This window comes from Alkalibacillus haloalkaliphilus (assembly GCF_007991275.1).
Taxonomy (GTDB): domain Bacteria; phylum Bacillota; class Bacilli; order Bacillales; family Alkalibacillaceae; genus Alkalibacillus; species Alkalibacillus haloalkaliphilus.
Map to the genome: position 1 here is coordinate 15,506 of NZ_BJYA01000001.1, position 16,640 is coordinate 32,145.

Annotated in this window: 17 protein-coding genes; 2 read left to right on the forward strand and 15 right to left on the reverse strand. The window is 39.5% G+C overall.

Translation table 11 applies throughout. The annotated features are described in order from the left end of the window. Nucleotides 1-8 precede the first annotated feature (8 nt). The 7 genes from AHA02nite_RS00055 to AHA02nite_RS00085 form a co-directional block, all read right to left on the reverse strand. Nucleotides 9-800 carry a glycosyltransferase family 2 protein gene (locus tag AHA02nite_RS00055; protein ID WP_146813163.1) on the reverse strand — a complete coding sequence of 264 codons (792 nt, stop codon included), beginning with the start codon at nt 798-800 and terminating at the stop codon, nt 9-11. Nucleotides 801-819: 19 nt separating this feature from the next. Further along, on the reverse strand, nt 820-1,941 hold the full coding sequence (locus AHA02nite_RS00060) for a glycosyltransferase (RefSeq protein WP_146813165.1): 1,122 nt from the start codon (nt 1,939-1,941) through the stop codon (nt 820-822). 15 nt (nt 1,942-1,956) lie between these two features. Then, nucleotides 1,957-3,075 carry a glycosyltransferase gene (locus AHA02nite_RS00065; protein WP_146813167.1) on the reverse strand — a complete coding sequence of 373 codons (1,119 nt, stop codon included), beginning with the start codon at nt 3,073-3,075 and terminating at the stop codon, nt 1,957-1,959. 30 nt (nt 3,076-3,105) lie between these two features. Then, nucleotides 3,106-4,395, reverse strand: a complete 1,290-nt coding sequence (locus AHA02nite_RS00070) for a UDP-glucose dehydrogenase family protein (RefSeq protein ID WP_146813169.1) — start codon at nt 4,393-4,395, stop codon at nt 3,106-3,108. Between the two features lie 3 nt (nt 4,396-4,398). Then, complete coding sequence (locus AHA02nite_RS00075) at nt 4,399-6,105, reverse strand: phospho-sugar mutase (RefSeq protein ID WP_146813171.1); 1,707 nt, start codon at nt 6,103-6,105, stop codon at nt 4,399-4,401. Between the two features lie 120 nt (nt 6,106-6,225). Then, entirely contained in the window at nt 6,226-7,104 is an 879-nt protein-coding gene (gene galU, locus AHA02nite_RS00080) for a UTP--glucose-1-phosphate uridylyltransferase GalU (RefSeq protein ID WP_146813173.1), read from the reverse strand. A 79-nt stretch (nt 7,105-7,183) separates the two neighbouring features. Next, entirely contained in the window at nt 7,184-8,110 is a 927-nt protein-coding gene (locus AHA02nite_RS00085) for an LCP family glycopolymer transferase (RefSeq protein ID WP_246118786.1), read from the reverse strand. A 180-nt stretch (nt 8,111-8,290) separates the two neighbouring features. Between AHA02nite_RS00085 and AHA02nite_RS15005 the strand changes: the two genes are divergently transcribed. Continuing rightward, entirely contained in the window at nt 8,291-8,437 is a 147-nt protein-coding gene (locus AHA02nite_RS15005; protein ID WP_170235926.1) for a hypothetical protein, read from the forward strand. A gap of 93 nt (nt 8,438-8,530) precedes the next feature. On the opposite strand, the gene AHA02nite_RS00090 is transcribed toward AHA02nite_RS15005, so the two are convergent. The 4 genes from AHA02nite_RS00090 to AHA02nite_RS00105 all read right to left on the reverse strand — a co-directional run bounded on the left by AHA02nite_RS00090 (nt 8,531) and on the right by AHA02nite_RS00105 (nt 13,967). Beyond that, a complete protein-coding gene (locus AHA02nite_RS00090; protein WP_146813175.1) occupies nt 8,531-11,593 on the reverse strand; it encodes an efflux RND transporter permease subunit in 3,063 nt (1,020 codons plus the stop codon). A 3-nt stretch (nt 11,594-11,596) separates the two neighbouring features. After that, on the reverse strand, nt 11,597-12,463 hold the full coding sequence (locus AHA02nite_RS00095) for an efflux RND transporter periplasmic adaptor subunit (RefSeq protein ID WP_146813177.1): 867 nt from the start codon (nt 12,461-12,463) through the stop codon (nt 11,597-11,599). Nucleotides 12,464-12,475: 12 nt separating this feature from the next. Beyond that, a complete protein-coding gene (locus AHA02nite_RS00100; RefSeq protein WP_170235927.1) occupies nt 12,476-13,306 on the reverse strand; it encodes a TetR/AcrR family transcriptional regulator in 831 nt (276 codons plus the stop codon). Nucleotides 13,307-13,478: 172 nt separating this feature from the next. Next, nucleotides 13,479-13,967, reverse strand: a complete 489-nt coding sequence (locus AHA02nite_RS00105; RefSeq protein WP_146813180.1) for a competence protein ComK — start codon at nt 13,965-13,967, stop codon at nt 13,479-13,481. Nucleotides 13,968-14,153: 186 nt separating this feature from the next. Here AHA02nite_RS00105 and AHA02nite_RS00110 point away from each other — a divergent pair, with 186 nt between their 5' ends. Further along, nucleotides 14,154-14,339 carry a YjfB family protein gene (locus AHA02nite_RS00110; RefSeq protein WP_017185345.1) on the forward strand — a complete coding sequence of 62 codons (186 nt, stop codon included), beginning with the start codon at nt 14,154-14,156 and terminating at the stop codon, nt 14,337-14,339. A gap of 102 nt (nt 14,340-14,441) precedes the next feature. Here AHA02nite_RS00110 and AHA02nite_RS00115 read toward each other — a convergent pair whose 3' ends face one another. The 4 genes from AHA02nite_RS00115 to AHA02nite_RS00130 form a co-directional block, all read right to left on the reverse strand. Continuing rightward, entirely contained in the window at nt 14,442-14,687 is a 246-nt protein-coding gene (locus tag AHA02nite_RS00115; RefSeq protein WP_146813182.1) for a hypothetical protein, read from the reverse strand. Between the two features lie 298 nt (nt 14,688-14,985). Continuing rightward, a complete protein-coding gene (gene fabZ, locus AHA02nite_RS00120) occupies nt 14,986-15,423 on the reverse strand; it encodes a 3-hydroxyacyl-ACP dehydratase FabZ (protein ID WP_146813184.1) in 438 nt (145 codons plus the stop codon). A gap of 32 nt (nt 15,424-15,455) precedes the next feature. Further along, a complete protein-coding gene (locus tag AHA02nite_RS00125) occupies nt 15,456-15,785 on the reverse strand; it encodes a DNA-directed RNA polymerase subunit beta (protein ID WP_146813186.1) in 330 nt (109 codons plus the stop codon). A gap of 22 nt (nt 15,786-15,807) precedes the next feature. After that, nucleotides 15,808-16,632, reverse strand: coding sequence for a flagellar hook-basal body protein (locus tag AHA02nite_RS00130; RefSeq protein WP_146813188.1), 825 nt, complete (start codon nt 16,630-16,632; stop codon nt 15,808-15,810). Nucleotides 16,633-16,640 lie beyond the last annotated feature (8 nt).

A 16,640-nucleotide genomic window follows, 5' to 3' on the forward strand; every position in this document is an offset into this window, starting at 1 on the left:
CCATGACATTATATCTTGTACTTGCGCTGTTGCTGCATCTTTCTTATATAGAAATAGACGTAGTGGGTAAAGTACCATGCGCTTTGTAACACATTCATTCCGAAGCGCTCTCGATAAATTCTCCAATTGAGTTTTGCTACTTTTAATTTGTTACTGGAGATCGAATTTGATACTTTACGATATTTACTCAGCACTTCTTGTAAGGCATAGGCTTTGAAACCTTCTTTTGTAATATCTAACCACAACAAATAATCTTGTCTATTTCTCATTAAGTCCATTTGAACATGGCCGACTTTTTTTCGGTCAAGCATAACGGTTAAGCAACCGATATGACAAAACTTTAGTAAGTCTCCATACTTTAACTCATTCGGAATTTCGTATGGTGCACCAGTCAGATGACCATCTTCATCGATGACTTTATACTGTGTGTGCGAAAAGGCGATATCGCGAATTTTCATGTTACGGTATTGTTTTTCAAGCTTTTCTGGTAGCCACAGGTCGTCGCTGTCTAAAAAGGCGATAAAGCGACCTTGAGCTAGGTCCATTGCTACATTTCTTGCATAACCAGCGCCTTTATTCTCATCCAATTTGTGTAACTTAATTCGTGAATCATGTTGTCGGATCGATTCAATGATTTCAACTGTTCTGTCAGTTGAACAATCATCGACTATAACCATTTCCCAATTTTCGATTGTTTGTGCTTGTACTGATTTAATCGTCTCTTCGATAAATTGTTCTGAGTTATAAGTCGGTGTGATCACCGAAATAATTGAATCGACATATTCATATTGCTGTTCCATTTAAGATACACCTACACCTTTACTTGTGTGGTTTGATTTCTTCATACCACTTAATAAGTTTATTCTCTTCTACGCCCCAATGCAACCCATCTAAAACAGCCTTTCTTCCATTTTCGGCTAACTGTCTTGCATATTCTGGTTTGTTGCGGAGCGTTTCAATTGCTTGTTTTATTTCATCTGGGTGATCAGGGTCAACTGTGATACCACAATTATGTTTTAGGATAAATTCATCCCATTTTTCAAAGTTTGAACAAATAATTGGTAAACCTGCTGCCATATACTCAAAGAATTTCGTTAGCTCCTTCTTTACGTAATGTTCAGTCGGTGGAAAGATTGCGACACCTGCTAGCCAATCGTCTTGCATGTAAGCATCCTCTATCTCGTCTTTCGGAACATATTCGTCAATTCCTTTAAAATAGATTCGGCTTGCGTGATCTCCTGCGATTTCTTTTATTTGTTCTGCAAAAGGTTTACGGCAATACCCGACAAAGTGCATTTCGACTTGTTCATCTATTATTGGTAATTCGGCATGGTGTAACGCACCGCGTTCTAGCGTTACGTTTCCAGTGTATAATAGTTTATTAGTTTTAGTATTTCCTAAAATTTCTTTATTTAAAATGCGTTCACTTATAATCGGATAATTTAAAATGTCTTGTCCTGTTTGGTACTTCTCTTTATAATACTTTTCAGCAATGACTTTCTCCATTTTACGGCTGAATAACTTCTCTACCAATTTAAAAGTTTTTGCGACTACTCGTCTTAACGGTTTTGGCAAGTATTCTTTTTGCAGCATAGCTGTTTCATAATCTTCATGAATATCATAGATGACCGTATTATGTTTGTTTTTCAGTAACCATGCAACCGGTAGAAGTTCTGGGTCGTGAAAATGGTAATAATCTGCTTTAAGCTGTTTTGCTCGTTTGTATAATTCGAGTGAACTGAAAATCATCCGTTTGAATTTGTTGTTGTGTTTTGTAATGGTGATCGTTTGTAACTCATCTTCACTTATATGTTCATTTGCTTCAGGGGCGATTAACGTCACATCATAGCCCGCCTTGTTTAGAGACTGACATTGCTTATAATAAATTCTTGGGTCTAACGGGTGATGGACTGTCGTTAAGTGCGCGACTTTTGCTGACATTGAAGCGCCCCCTTTCTATTTTTTAAATGTATTTAAGATCACTTGTCCATAGCGTGAAACTATTTTGTTCGCGTTAAAGAATTGTGCGCGTTCTTCACCCTTACTTACTCTCATTTGTAATGCTTCTGGTGGTAAAGTTAAAGTCTCAGTCATCGCCTCACTAATAGACTTTGGATCGCCAACTGGACATAAGTCACCATATTCACCGTTTGCTAGCACTTCTGACGGTCCCGACTTACAGTTCGTTGAAACAACAGGTGTTCCACTCGCTAATGCTTCAGCAATAACGTGACTAAACCCTTCATGTATGGATGTTAAAACGAACAGATCCGCTTCATGAAAGAAAATATATGGATTGTCTTGAAAACCGATGAAATGCACACGATCTTCAACGTTTAACTTTTGTGCTAAACTTTTTAACTCTTCTTCAAGCGGCCCTTCTCCTAAAATGACGAGTTGTGATTTGACTTGTTCGTTTGTTTCAGCAAAAGCTTTAATTAATGTATCATGATCCTTTTGTTTAACGAGTCGTCCTGCTGTTACGATCACTTTTTCATTTTGGTTAAAAATTGGCGCGACTTCTTTTGATAGTTCGCCTATTTCAATTTGTTGCTTTATATTTTCTATATCTAAAGGGTTATAAACAACCTCTATAGCATTCGGTTTCAGTTTGTATTTTTCGACTAAGTTTTGTTTAACACCTTCTGACAATGAAATGACTTGGTCTGTTCTGTTATAAAAACGGCCGTAGACTAAGCACTTCAAATTGCCGAGGAGCGAACCACCGACGTGATCCGCTTCTCGTACAACGACTTTAGCTCTTGTAAATGACAACATTTTCGCTAAGATCGCGACCATATTGTAATTCGGGATCGTACTAAAGACGATATCGACTTTTTCTTTACGAATGATTTTCGCTAAAGGTAATATTCCGCTTCTTAACCGTTTAGCTTCTAACTTAATAAACTGGACGTCTTCATTAACGTATTGTTCGTACTCACCATCGTGATTCAGCGTGACTAACATTGGCTCGAACTTATTGCGGTCAAGATTGTTCATGACGTTTAATAACGTTCTTGCTGCGCCACCTTTTCCCATCGTATATATGAAAAAGAGTATTTTTTTACGTTTCATATGCTTCATCCTTTATTGGGAAAAGTTTGATTAACGACCGACAGAATAGTAAGTCATGCTACTTACTTCTTCAGCGTTATAAATGTTACGCCCATCGAAAACGACTGGGTTCTGAATCTCTTTGAAAGCTTCATTGTTAAATAGATATTTAAACTCATCCCACTCCGTTAAAATTAAAATCGCATCGACATCTTGAATGGTATCTTCTTTGTTGTTTTGATAATTAATGCGGTCGTCAAGAACTTGTTTTGCATTGTCCATCGCGATTGGGTCAAATGCTTTAACAGTCGCACCAGCATCAAGTAATTCTTTCGTCACGACAATTGATGCTGCTTCACGCATATCATCAGTATTCGGCTTAAAGGCTAAGCCTAATACACCGAACGTTTTGCCTTGTAAATTACCGTTGAAGTGATCTTTTACTTTATCAACTAACAAACGTTGCTGCTGTGTATTAACGTCGACTACTTGATTTAAAATTTTAAAGTCATAATCAACGCGTTTAGCAATGTCGATTAAAGCTTTCGTATCTTTCGGGAAACACGAACCACCATATCCGATTCCTGCATTTAAAAACTTGTTTCCGATTCGGTCATCCATCCCCATGCCTATTGCTACATCTTCTACATTCGCACCGACACGCTCACAAATGTTCGCCACTTCGTTAATGAAGCTAATCTTCGTCGCTAAAAAGGCGTTTGAAGCGTACTTAATCATCTCTGCACTTGCAACATCTGTTTTATAAACCGATACATTAAATGGACGATTAATTTCTTCAATTGTGTCAGCTGCGTGTTGATCATCTGCTCCGATGACAATTCTGTCACCATTGAATGTATCGTAGATGGCTGAACCTTCACGTAAAAATTCTGGGTTTGAAACGACGCTTACGTTAACATGGTCTTGTTTATGTTGTTGTAAAACTTCAAGTACGTGATGGTTTGTTCCAACAGGGACGGTACTTTTCGTTACAACAATGATGTCTTGTTGTGCTGTTTCTGCAATTTGTTTAGCGACTGTTTCAACGAATGTTAAGTTTGCTGATCCATCGTCATTTTCTGGCGTTCCTACTGCGATATAAGCGACATCTTTATCTTTGAAACCTTGCTCATAATCTGTTGTAAACGTAAGGTTGCCACTGTTAATATTGCGTTCTAGTAATTCTTCTAGTCCTGGCTCATAAATCGGTGATTCGCTTCGTTTCAGCTTGGCGACCTTCTCTTCATCAATATCAATACATGTTACATGATGGCCAATGTCGGCTAGACACGTACCTGTCACTAGGCCAACATATCCTGTTCCTACAACTGCAATGTTCATGCTTTACACCTCTACCTTCACATGATCTAAAATCGATTGTTTTAATGCATTTAATTTATCTTTCGCTTGTTGTTCTGTTTCACCTTTTACAGCAAAGTAGAACTTAATTTTTGGCTCTGTGCCTGATGGTCTTAAGCAGCACCATGTGTCTTGGTCAAATTTAAATTTAATTGCATTTGTCCTTGGTAAGTTTATTGTTTCTTCGTTACCGGTTTGTACATTAGTGCGTTGTAATGTTGAGTAATCCTCTTTATACTCAAGCTTTAAACCATCCACATTGAATTCATTTATGTGTTTGAAGTCTTCAAGGATCTGGTTAATCTTTTCTTGCCCTTCAAGGCCAGCTAACTTGACTGAATGGAGGTCTTCTAAGAAATAGCCATGTTGCTTATACAATTGTTGTAAAGCTTCATATAAATTATAACCTTGTTTCTGCCAATAAGCAGCCATTTCAGCTGTCATGACCGTTGCTTGAACTGCATCTTTATCACGAGCGAACGGTTTAATTAAACAACCATAACTTTCTTCATAGCCGAAAACGAATTGCTTTTCATTCGTCTCTTCAAATTGTTTAATCTTTTCACTAATGAATTTAAAGCCTGTTAAAACATCTTGTGTCTCTACGCCATAACTGTTCGCTATAGCACGCCCCATTTCTGAGGTTACAATTGTTTTAATCATAACACCGTCGTTAAATGATTCGTGGCGTAAAACATAGTCTAACAACAAAGCCCCAAGTTGGTTACCTGTAAGGACGCGGTATTCGCCAGAGTCATCTTTAACTGCTACACCTAAACGGTCTGCATCAGGGTCTGTTGCGATCAGTAATTGGGCATCGTTTTGCTTACCATATTCGATCGCTTTAGCAAACGCCTGGTGTTCTTCTGGATTTGGTGAAGCTACTGTCGTAAAGTTCGGATCAGCGACAACTTGTTCTTTAACTAGCGTTAAGTTAGAAAAGCCTTGCTGTTTTAACCCTTGTTCGACTAATGAAGTCGCCGTACCGTGTAATGGTGTGAACACAATACTTAAGTCATCTTTAGGCATGCTGTGATCATATGACATTGAGTCAACTTTTCGTAAGTAGGCTTGGTCAACTTCACCTTCAATCCAGTTTAATAAGTTTTGCTCTTTCAATTCTTCTTCTGATAAGACAGGAATTGTTAACTCATTTTCAACACTATTTACTTTCTCCATTAGTTGCTCTGATGGCTCTAACGGTAATTGACCACCGTCTTCGTTATAGACTTTAAATCCGTTATACTCAGGTGGGTTGTGACTAGCTGTAATCATGACACCGTTAGCTGTCTTTAAATGTCTTACTGCAAATGATAGAAGTGGTGTTGGACGAATGTCAGTAAACAGATATGTTTTAATACCATGTACACCCATTACTTTGGCAACTTCAAGTGAGAATTGCTTCGACATATGACGTGGGTCGTGGGCTACGACGACTCCTTTTTCTTTCCACTCTTCACCTTTTTCTTCTATATGTAATGCAAGGCCTTTAGTCGCTTTACGAATCGTATAAACGTTCATTCGGTTAATGCCTGGGCCTAATTCGCCACGCATACCACCTGTTCCAAAAGAGATTGGTTGATGGAACGCTTCTTCTTGCTCAGTTTCAGTTAGATTGTGTAGTTGTCCTTTTAATGTCGCTTCTAGTTTTTCAAAGTTCATCCATCTATTGTAGTGGTCTTTCCAATCCATGCAGAAGACACTCCTTCATCTATTTTCCTATAGTGTTTCCCAAACTTTAATTATACTATTTTCTACTAGATTATGTAACAACAAAACCCCCAAAAATATGGCAATTGGGGGTCATTTGTACTATTTGACTCGTTCGTTTTCGACTAAGTTTTCTAAGAAAGGTAATAAATCTTCGCGTATGTCTTCTCGTTCTAGTGACATTTCAATCATCGTTTTCAAGAATCCTTTTATTTCTCCAACGTCATAGCGTCGACCTGCAAAGTCATATGCATAAACTGATTGTGATTCATTTAAACGTTGAATGGCGTCTGTTAACTGAATTTCATTACCAGCGCCAATTTCTTGATCATCTAAATATCCCATAATCTCTGGGTTTAAAACGTAACGTCCCATAATCGCTAAGTTTGATGGCTCTTCACCTAAAGGTGGCTTCTCAACAAACTGTTTCACTTTATATAGACGGCCATCTTTTTCTAATGGATCAATAATGCCGTAGCGATCTGTTTCACCATCTGGTACTGTTTGAACACCAATAATTGATTTACCTGTGTCATCATATTGGTTAATTAACTGCTTCAAACCAGGTGTTTCAGAACGAACGATATCGTCACCAAGTAAAACGGCAAAAGGATCATCGCCGATAAATTTACGGGCACACCATACTGCATGGCCTAGACCTTTTGGTTCCTTTTGGCGAATGTAGTGAATATCGACGTTAGATGATTTCCTAACTTTTTCAAGCAGGTCAAACTTCTCTTTATGCTCTAGCGTTTCTTCTAGCTCTAAAGAGTGATCAAAATGGTCTTCAATCGCACGCTTACCTTTACCCGTAACGATAATAATATCTTCAATACCTGAATCAATTGCTTCTTCCACGATATATTGAATCGTTGGTTTATCAACAATTGGAAGCATTTCTTTCGGCAATGCTTTTGTAGCTGGCAAGAAACGAGTTCCTAACCCTGCTGCCGGAATAATTGCTTTCTTTATTTTAGACATACTAAAACCTCACTTATAGTTAATGTTTCAATATTTTAGCAGATAATTTTCTCCGAGACAAAAATTGTTTAATATTATATTATTTCGCATCCATATGCTCATTTATGACATTTTGAATTCGATTTCTTTCTTGTTCAGAAACGATGTAGTACCAGATCCCGCCTATGCGATCACCACTACCACTTATTTCTTCACGAACTGTCTCTTCACGTGTGCCACGGTAGTTCATGAACATTTGACGCATTTCATTCATTTGCATGTTCGTTTGTACGTTATCACCTGCTGCTTCTAAGACGCTATCGATCTTCGTAAATGAATCAAATGACATCGCCTCTTGTACCATTGCATCTATAATCTGTTGTTGTCGATCGTTACGACCAAGATCGCCTCTTGGGTCACTGCTTCTCATTCGTGAATACTCTAACGCTTCTGAACCACTTAAATGCAGTTCACCTTCAGAGAAAGTGTATCCCCCTTGGTCAAATGACATATTATTATTTACTGTCACTCCACCTAATGCATCTACACCATCTTGTAAACCATCCATGTTTACATCAGAGTAAAAGTGAATGGTCGTATCTAAAAATTCTTCTACAGTTTGAACTGCTAAGTCTGCTCCGCCAAATGCATAAGCATGGTTAATTTTATCTTGACCTCGTCCTGGTATTTCCACTCGTGTATCACGTGGAATACTAAACATTAGCATTTCGTTTGTATTAGGGTTAAGTGATGCAAATATGATTGTATCAGATCTTCCTCGATCACCTTCACGTGCATCTACACCTAACAATAGAACGTTGATGGTGTCTTTTGCTTGCAGTCGATTCTCTATTTCTTGACGCTTTTCTTTATCTGATTCTAACGGATTATACATGGATGATACGGTTTGATTTAATTGAGTATATAAATAAATGCCGTAGCCACCTAAAGCTAGCAACAATACAATTAAAATAGATAACGTGATTTTTAATCCTTTTCGTTTCGGCTTGTTTTTCCTTTTTTCCATTCGGCTGCTCATTTTGTTTTCAACCCTTCTGTTAAATATTAACTAATGACATTATACTACACATTTTGTCTTATAAAATTAAAATTTGATTAAAAACTATTGAAATTTTGAGGAGATTTTTTGCAGTCGACAAGCTGTGAAAACCATAGTACCATTAAACTGTTAAAAGGAGTGACGGGTATGGACATGAAAAAGCTACAAATTGGCTGTTTAATTTATATTATTTTCGGTGTCGTGATTACGACGTTGTATTTTACGGTGACTGATGCTGACTTGTTTCGCCGTTATTTTGAGTGGAGTGATTTGTTTGATGCGTTCTTTGGATAAGACAGCTGAATTTGATCTCATACATATGTATTAAAGCCTTGATGCGGCCGATTAGAATGGCGCACCAAGGCTTTTTTGTATCCATAAGACTTTTTATTCTTCTACTTTTCTCCTCGTAAACTTCGCTGATAAATCATCAAACAATGTGTAAACGACTGGAATGAGTAGTAGTGTAAAGAACATTGAGACGGTTAGACCGAATATAATGACTACGGCTAGTGGTTGTTGGGCTTCTGCACCTTCACCTAAGCCGAGTGACAATGGAATCATACCGAGTACCGTCGTTAAAGTCGTCATTAAGATTGGACGTAGACGGTTGGCTCCGGCTTCTAAAATGGCCTCGAAACGTTCTTTTCCTTTATCTCGTAGTATATTGATATAGTCTACGAGCACGATGGCGTTGTTTACAACTATTCCGGCGAGCATGATGATCCCGATAAAGGCCGGAATACTAAATGGTAATCCTGTTACAAATAGTCCTAAAATGACACCAACGATTGTTGCTGGCAGTGAGAACATAATGACAAACGGGTGTAAAAAGTTCTCAAATTGGACGGCCATGACGGCGTAAACTAAGAAGATCGAGAATAGCAGCGCGATGGCTAAGTCTTCGAAGGCTTCTGCCATGTCTTCTGCTTCTCCGCCCATTGACCAATCATAGCCATCTGGTAAGTCGACACCTGAAAGGGCACTTTCAATGTCTCCTGTCACACTACCTAAATCACGGCCGTCAATGCCGCTTGTGACATTAACTGTGCGTTGCTGGTTCTGTCTACTTAAGCTTGCTGGTCCTTCTACTTGGACAAGTTGTGCAACTTCAGACAGTTCAAGGCTCGCACCTGTAGGCGACTGGATTGTCAAGTTTTCGATGTCTTCGATGGTTGAGCGTTGGTCTTCTGGTGTCATAATGCGAACGTCTAGTTCTTCACCGCCGCTACGGTATTGTGTAGCGACTTGACCCATTAGTTCCATTTGTAGTTGACCCATCACTTGGTCATACGTTAAACCGTATTCGCTTGCTACATCTCGGTCAACTTGGATTTGCATTTCAGGGCGTCCTTCTTCAGTTGAAGTCGTCGGGTTATGCACGCCTTCAATTTCTGAAATAATATCGACGAACTGATCAGCGATTTCATCTAATACTTCATAATCATCGCCTGTTAGTTGAAGTTGGATTGGGTCGCCTCCACTAATGTTCGCTCCCATGGCATTGACTGTAATGTCTGCTCCGGCGATGTCTTGGACTTGTTCGTCCCAATCGCGCATCACTTCTTCTGTCGTGCGTTCTCGTTCACTGCTTGGAATGAGCTGGATCATATAATCGGCACCATTGTTACCGCCACCGAAGCCCATTCCGCCGCCACCACCGATTGTCACGAAGTTGGATTCGATGATGTCTTCATCTTGTTGAATAATTTCGTTGACGCGGTCTGCGACGTTTTCAGTTGTTTCTAAATTTGTTCCTGACGGTGTTTCGACTGAAATTTCGATTTGGCCTTGGTCCGCTTCTGGAATAAAGGCTGCACCTAACTGTGGTAGTAAGAATAAGCTTCCGACTACAATCGCAAAAGTTCCAAGGATCATCGTCTTTCTAAATTTCAGTACACCGCGTAGCATTTTTTGATAAATCGTGATCACACGGCTTAAAAAGCGGTCGAACCAATAGCGTCTTCCACCTTGGTTGACTGCTTTAGTTAATAGCTTCGATGACAACATCGGAATGAGTGTGACAGATGCTGCGAGTGACGCTATTAACGCAAAGGCGACGGTGATCGCAAGTGGTGTGAAAATTTCGGACGCTATACCATCTACGAAAACGATCGGTAAAAAGACGACTAATGTTGTTGTCGTTGATGCAATAACGGCTGGTGCAATTTCGGATGCGCCTCGCCGTGCTGCCTCTTTTATACCGTAACCCCGTTCTCGGTAGGTGTATATGTGCTCGAGTATCACGATCGAGGAGTCGACCATCATACCAATACCAAGGGCTAAACCACCCATTGTGAGTATGTTGACCGTTTCTCCTGTAAAGTACATGAGTGTAAAGGCTGTAATAACGGCTATTGGGATCGATAAACCGATGACTAATGTCGCTCTAAAGCTCTTTAAAAATAGTAATAATACGACGACAGCAAATGCCGCACCAATTAAAATATTTTGAAAGACTGAATCGATTGCTTCACGGATAAAGTCTGCTGTATCAAACACGACATCTACTTCAACAGATTCCGGTAAATTACCTCGGATGTCATCCATCGAGCCGATTACTTCATCAGAGACGCCGACTGTGTTGGCATCTGTTTGTTTAAGGATACTCATAACGACAGCGTTTTGGCCGTTAACTAATGTCCTTTCATCTGAATCGAGTGTTCGTTGATCGACTGTTGCAATATCATTTAACCGGAGGAAATCACCTTCGCCTGTTTGAATGATCGTCTCACCAATTTCATCGATTGATCCGTATTCACCTGGAATACGGAATTGTAATTCTTGTGTACCGCGGTCAATGACTCCAACTGATGCGGACTGGTTCGCGCTTTGGACAGCTTCCATCACTTGTTGGGATGTTAAACCGAACTGGCTTAGTCTTTGGTCATCTAATTCAACTTGGATCTCTTCTGTTTCGCCACCTTCGATTGTGACTGAGCCAACGCCTTCTTGACGTTCAAAAGTAGGCTCGACTTCTTCTTCGGCTAAGTTTTGTAACGTTGCTTGGTCATCACCTGTTAAGCCTACCCACATAACTGGCATTTGTTGTGGGTCGAAACGTAAGACGCTCGGGTCATTCGCTCCTTCTGGCAAGAAGCCTGTCACTTGATCGACCGACTCACGAACGTCGAGTAACGCTTGGTCGAGGTCGGTGTCCATTGAGAACATAATGACGACTAATGAGCTACCAGGCTGAGATTGTGCTTGGACCGTGTCGACACCTTCAATCGTGCTAACAGAATCTTCTACAGGTCTTGTGACGAGTTCTTCGACTTCTTGTGGCGCTGCTTCGTCATATGACGTCGCGACAACGGCAATTGGTAAATCTATATCTGGATATAAATCGACCGGTAAGTTACGAAATGAAATAAAGCCCATCGCTAATATGGCGAGGACGATCATAATCACGCCGACCGGTCGTTTGATCGATGTATTTACTAAACGCATAGATTAGTCCTCCTCAACGATGCGTACCGTTTGGCCATCTTCAATCGTTAATTGGCCACGTGTAACCACCGTGTCCCCTTCTGCAATTATGTCGTCAGCTAATGGCTCAATAGCTGTATATTGTGACTGCATCGCAATGACGTCTACATCGACACGAATTGCTTCATCATTCTCGACTATATAAACAAATTGATCCGCACCACGCTCAACGATCGCTTCAGTCGGAACAACGTAAGCATCTGACTCAATAACTTCATCGAGTTCAACTTGTGCTGTTAAACCTGATGGGACAGGATCATCTGTTTGTTCAACTTCTGCTTCCACATCAAACAATCCGCTCTCACCAGCAGTACTAGCAATATAAGTCACTTCCGCTTCACCATCACGGTCTGCTTGTGACACTTTGTAACGCACATCATCGCCGACTTCAATTAAGTCACGGTTGTTAGCCGTTAGTTGAAAATTTAGTACGAGTGGGTCTGTATTAATAACTACGGCTGCAGGCTCTTCGGTTGTCACCATGCGCTCTTCTTGTAAGTTTAACTCTTGAATGATGCCGTCGATCGGCGCTTCAATTTCCATCCAACCGTACTGAGAAGAATATTCTGCAATAACGTCTCCTTCTTCTACTTCATCTCCACGTTCGACAAATAATTCCTCTACTTCACCTGGCGCTTCAGCTAAAACGGGTACTTGATCATTTGGCATTGAACGTGCTGTAAAACTTTTCGTTACTGAAAAATCTTCCACTGTCACTTCTTCTACTTCAACGGGTGTTACCGTTTCAACTTCTTCTTCATCTGGTTCTTCATTACAAGCTGATAAAATGAATACACTCATTACAGCTAGTATTAACATCCACTTTTTCATCTTTCATCACCTCTACACGTTCAATTTCGTTCTTAAGTGTCTTGCGTCTTTTCTAATTTCACTATATGTTTCTAAATTCATCAGTAATGAATCGAGTACAATTCGTTCTGGTTCTTCTTTTTTTAGTTCTTTGTCGATCGCGCTCAATGCTTCTAACGCTTTGTTTTGATTGCGCGACATCACGCTAAAGACCTTTTGCCTAATTCGAGTTAAAATGACCAATTGATCATCCAAAAAATCAGGTTTCTGTTTAATTGGGGTCGCTTCTTTCTCATTAATAAGCTGCTCACAAAGCGTTTCGATTCGATTTATAATAAACTTCGGCAACTGATCAACGTCAATTGATTCTTCATCGACTAATATCCAGTTGTTATAACTTTGTAGCATACCATCAACGATGACGAGTACATCATAAATGTAAGGCTCCACTTCACTACCGTATATTCTTTGAATGTTTTGATTAAGCCAATCATAATGTTGTTGTTTCATCTCGGTCATGAAGGTTTCCATATCGCGATCAATTGGAATTTGTTCTTTCATAATCATTTTAATGAGCGGCTTATTGTTTAAGAAAAACTCGAAAAAGACCGCTAATTGGTTTTGGAACTGTTGCTTCGGGTCTTCTGTCTGAGTCGCTTGCTCGGTCATCGCCTCTTCTAAAACAGCAAAATAAAAGTCATAAATCGCTCTTATAAGGTCGTTTTTAGACGTAAAGTAATTATAAAAAGACCCTTTTGCTACGTTAGCTCGATCTACGATTTCCTGCACGGACGTGACGTGGAAACCTTTCTCGGCAAAAAGGTCGATACTTGCTTTAATGATTTCGATTTTCTTTTCTTGCATATGGACCATCCATTCTTTACTAGATTTTTAGAATGACCAGTCAGTCACCTTTTAAATTTATCAAAATAAGTGCCTCGTTACAAGTGTTCACAAAAATGTTCACAGTATATTCAAAACGACGAATTTTGTTTTAAGGAAAATTTAAACCGGTTGTGTGTAACAACCGGTTTGTTTAACTAATATCATCTTTTTTATAAAAATAGCCTAGCAGGAAACCTGCATATAACATTTGTTTGTCGTAAATAACTTTTGTCATTTCGAATGGGACTGTCTTCCCATTGGTAAACTCGATCATTGAAAAGAAATCATTGCCGTTGGGGTAGAACCTATGAATGTAACGATATGAAATCCAATCTGATCGGGTGCGCTTCCTCGTCGTTGTTGGAATGAAAAGACTGTTATACTCATTCTCAATCGGTACAGGTAGCCTAACTTTTCTCCCCATTAAGTTCTCTACCGCTTTCTTTCTACCATCCAAAGTCGTCAGTCCTTTTTTCAAACAAGAGTCATTCAGTATTTCTTCTGGCTGCTTTCTGCATAAGTAAACGGTTTGATCCTCTAAGATCCAACTTCCGAACATAGAGCTTTTATCGTAATGCTTTATTGCCATAGTGTTATCATTAATAATATACTCAGATTTATAGTCAATGTTTTGCGACACCTTCTACTTCTTCCTTTCTTATTCATTTTTCAATGGATTATTAATGACAGATCAAACTACAACTATTTTACTATAATTTCTGTTATTTTGGTACTATTTTGTTACACAAATTTAGAAAAAAATTGCAGTTGTGTTAAAACTAATATAATTTTGTCGATATAAATAGTAAGATCGCGAGGTGAAGGTATGGATGTAGCAAAGGCGTCAATTGCGATGAACCAAGCTCAAGCGAAGCAACAGTTTAACGTTGGGCTTGCTAAAGAAGTTAAGGATCAACTTAATCAACAAGGTGAGGCGTTCGACAAGTTAGTCGAGTCAAGCCAAGTGCCGTCGCATCCAAATTTAGGTCACAACATTGATCTTAAAGGTTAAAAAATCCCAAAGCTTATGATGAAGTGGTCCCTATTAATTTATGTAGGGATCACAACAAGCTTTGGGATTTTTGTTTGTTATGGATTGGGTTATGTTGAAAGCTTAATAGTTATCTTCTTCATCTTCGTTATCATCTGGGTCATACTCGTCATCAAACTCATCTTGCATTTGGTCATCTTCTTCTTGGTTTTCGTCATCAAACTCTTCATCTTGCTGCATGTCACTATCCTCTTCAGGTGCATCAATTCCTGGATCTTCATAATCTTCATCATCTGTCGTTGCACACCCCATCAGTATACCAAACGTTAGCAGCACGACCATACAAAGCTTCCAAATTTGTGTTGTCATTTCTCTTACCTCCTAATTTATATGATCACGCTTTATTGTTTCCAATATTAGTTATTTTATAAATGGATTTTGAGTGGGGTGCTCTTGCGAAATTTGTCGCAATATGCGTTCGCCGGATTACGAGGTGGTTTCGCCGGAATATCAAGATTTTCGCCGAATTATTTTTATTTTCGCCGGATTACGAGGTGGTTTCGCCGAATTATTGAATTTTTCGCCGGAATAATGAAGACGCGCGTGATATAACGCTCGCTGAACTAAAAAAGAACTTTGCGCTGAGCAAAGTTCTTCCGCTTCTTAGTTATTGTTGGTCTGGATCAACGATGGCGAACATAATTTCCGCTTCACATGCTAATTCGCCATCAACTGTTGCAACTGCTTTACCTTTTCCGACAGGGCCTTTAAGTTTAACCATTTCGACTTCTAGCTTTAACGTGTCGCCTGGTTTTACTTGGCGCTTGAAACGGCACTTATCAATGCCTGTGAACATGCCTAGTTTGCCTTTGTTATCTTCTAAGTTCAGAATCGCGACTGCTCCAACTTGTGCTAAAGCTTCAACGATCAACACACCTGGCATCACCATGTAATTCGGGAAGTGGCCTTGGAAAAATGGTTCGTTTGCTGTGACGTTTTTAAAGCCGACAGCGCGCTTTCCGTCTTCAAGTTCTGTTACTTGGTCAACGAGTAAAAAAGGATAGCGATGCGGGATAATCTCTTTAATTTGTTCAATATCTAACATAAAGATCCTCCTAGGTTAGGCAGTATAAAATTTTATTTTCCTCTTATATAGTCATATAAGCTTTCCCATAAAGAACGGTCAAGTACAGCACTTGGCTCATCACCTTCACCGATGACACCATAACCGACCATCATACCGACTGCTAAAGCAACGATGCTCAAAACAATAGCTAACACAAAGCGTAACCAAACTGGAATGTAACGAATGCGGCCTTTTTTTTGTTTTTTCTCTTTTTTACGTTCTTCTTTGGCAGCTTTTCGTTTCGATTGATCTTTTTGCGTATCTTCTTTCTCTTTAGGCTTGAACTTTTTCGCGCCTTTTAGCTTGCGCGATTTTTGGTTTTGCTTATCTTCTGAAGCCATAATTACAACCTCGATTCTACTGCTATCTCATATTTCCGATTAAGCCCATCATTTGATCACCGATCGAAAGTGAGCGCGCGTTAAATTGATACGCACGTTGGGCTTCTAATAAATCGGTCATTTCCTTAGACATGTTAACATTAGACCCTTCTAGTGCGCTAGGGGCTAAATTCGCATCAATTGGTGCTACTTCTGCAACTAATTCCTCAACGGGTACTTCTAAGTCTTCCTCATTTATTGTAAATGAATTCGCATCAACTGGCTCCATGACTCTCGAATTTTCAATATCAACGAGTTGGAGAGTGGCTTCAACAGCTTGTTCACCATCTCTAGTGACTGTAATCTCACCAGACTCATTAATTGAAATATCTTCAAACTCACCATCAAGTGTGATTGGACCATCTTGACCTTCTACTGGGTATCCAGCATTCGTCGTTAACATCATACTGCCATCTGCTTGTTCAGATAAGTAAAAATTACCGGCACGTGTGTAACGCTCCTCAACTTCGCCTTCTTCTGTCGGTGCGTTAACGACAAAAAATCGATAGTCATCTTGGATCGCAACATCTAATGGACGATCACTCGGCTCGATTGTACCCGAAGTCATATTCATATTCGTGTTTGATAAACGAGCACCAGCTCCTACACGAATACCATCAGGTGTAAGACGTGGTGAACCTTGATCATAGTCTAAAATGTTGTCATGTTGATGATACAAAAGTGACGAAAATTGCCCTTCTCTAGCTTTATACCCATGGTTATTTATGTTAGATAAATTGTTAGATGTTAAATCCATGCGTTGTTGCATTTGGCCCATAGTTGCTGCTGCATTAAACATGTTTCGCATCGATTATG

Excerpts from the sequence above, each read along its gene's own strand:
- AHA02nite_RS15005 (WP_170235926.1), top strand. The coding sequence starts at position 8,291 with ATGGACATGAAAAAGCTACAAATTGGCTGTTTAATTTATATTATTTTC.
- galU (WP_146813173.1), bottom strand. The coding sequence starts at position 7,104 with ATGTCTAAAATAAAGAAAGCAATTATTCCGGCAGCAGGGTTAGGAACT.
- fabZ (WP_146813184.1), bottom strand. The coding sequence starts at position 15,423 with ATGTTAGATATTGAACAAATTAAAGAGATTATCCCGCATCGCTATCCT.
- AHA02nite_RS00125 (WP_146813186.1), bottom strand. The coding sequence starts at position 15,785 with ATGGCTTCAGAAGATAAGCAAAACCAAAAATCGCGCAAGCTAAAAGGC.
- AHA02nite_RS00065 (WP_146813167.1), bottom strand. The coding sequence starts at position 3,075 with ATGAAACGTAAAAAAATACTCTTTTTCATATATACGATGGGAAAAGGT.
- AHA02nite_RS00055 (WP_146813163.1), bottom strand. The coding sequence starts at position 800 with ATGGAACAGCAATATGAATATGTCGATTCAATTATTTCGGTGATCACA.
- AHA02nite_RS00075 (WP_146813171.1), bottom strand. The coding sequence starts at position 6,105 with ATGGATTGGAAAGACCACTACAATAGATGGATGAACTTTGAAAAACTA.
- AHA02nite_RS00100 (WP_170235927.1), bottom strand. The coding sequence starts at position 13,306 with ATGCAAGAAAAGAAAATCGAAATCATTAAAGCAAGTATCGACCTTTTT.
- AHA02nite_RS00085 (WP_246118786.1), bottom strand. The coding sequence starts at position 8,110 with ATGGAAAAAAGGAAAAACAAGCCGAAACGAAAAGGATTAAAAATCACG.
- AHA02nite_RS00070 (WP_146813169.1), bottom strand. The coding sequence starts at position 4,395 with ATGAACATTGCAGTTGTAGGAACAGGATATGTTGGCCTAGTGACAGGT.
- AHA02nite_RS00115 (WP_146813182.1), bottom strand. The coding sequence starts at position 14,687 with ATGACAACACAAATTTGGAAGCTTTGTATGGTCGTGCTGCTAACGTTT.
- AHA02nite_RS00090 (WP_146813175.1), bottom strand. The coding sequence starts at position 11,593 with ATGCGTTTAGTAAATACATCGATCAAACGACCGGTCGGCGTGATTATG.
- AHA02nite_RS00060 (WP_146813165.1), bottom strand. The coding sequence starts at position 1,941 with ATGTCAGCAAAAGTCGCGCACTTAACGACAGTCCATCACCCGTTAGAC.
- AHA02nite_RS00095 (WP_146813177.1), bottom strand. The coding sequence starts at position 12,463 with ATGAAAAAGTGGATGTTAATACTAGCTGTAATGAGTGTATTCATTTTA.
- AHA02nite_RS00110 (WP_017185345.1), top strand. The coding sequence starts at position 14,154 with ATGGATGTAGCAAAGGCGTCAATTGCGATGAACCAAGCTCAAGCGAAG.
- AHA02nite_RS00130 (WP_146813188.1), bottom strand. The coding sequence starts at position 16,632 with ATGCGAAACATGTTTAATGCAGCAGCAACTATGGGCCAAATGCAACAA.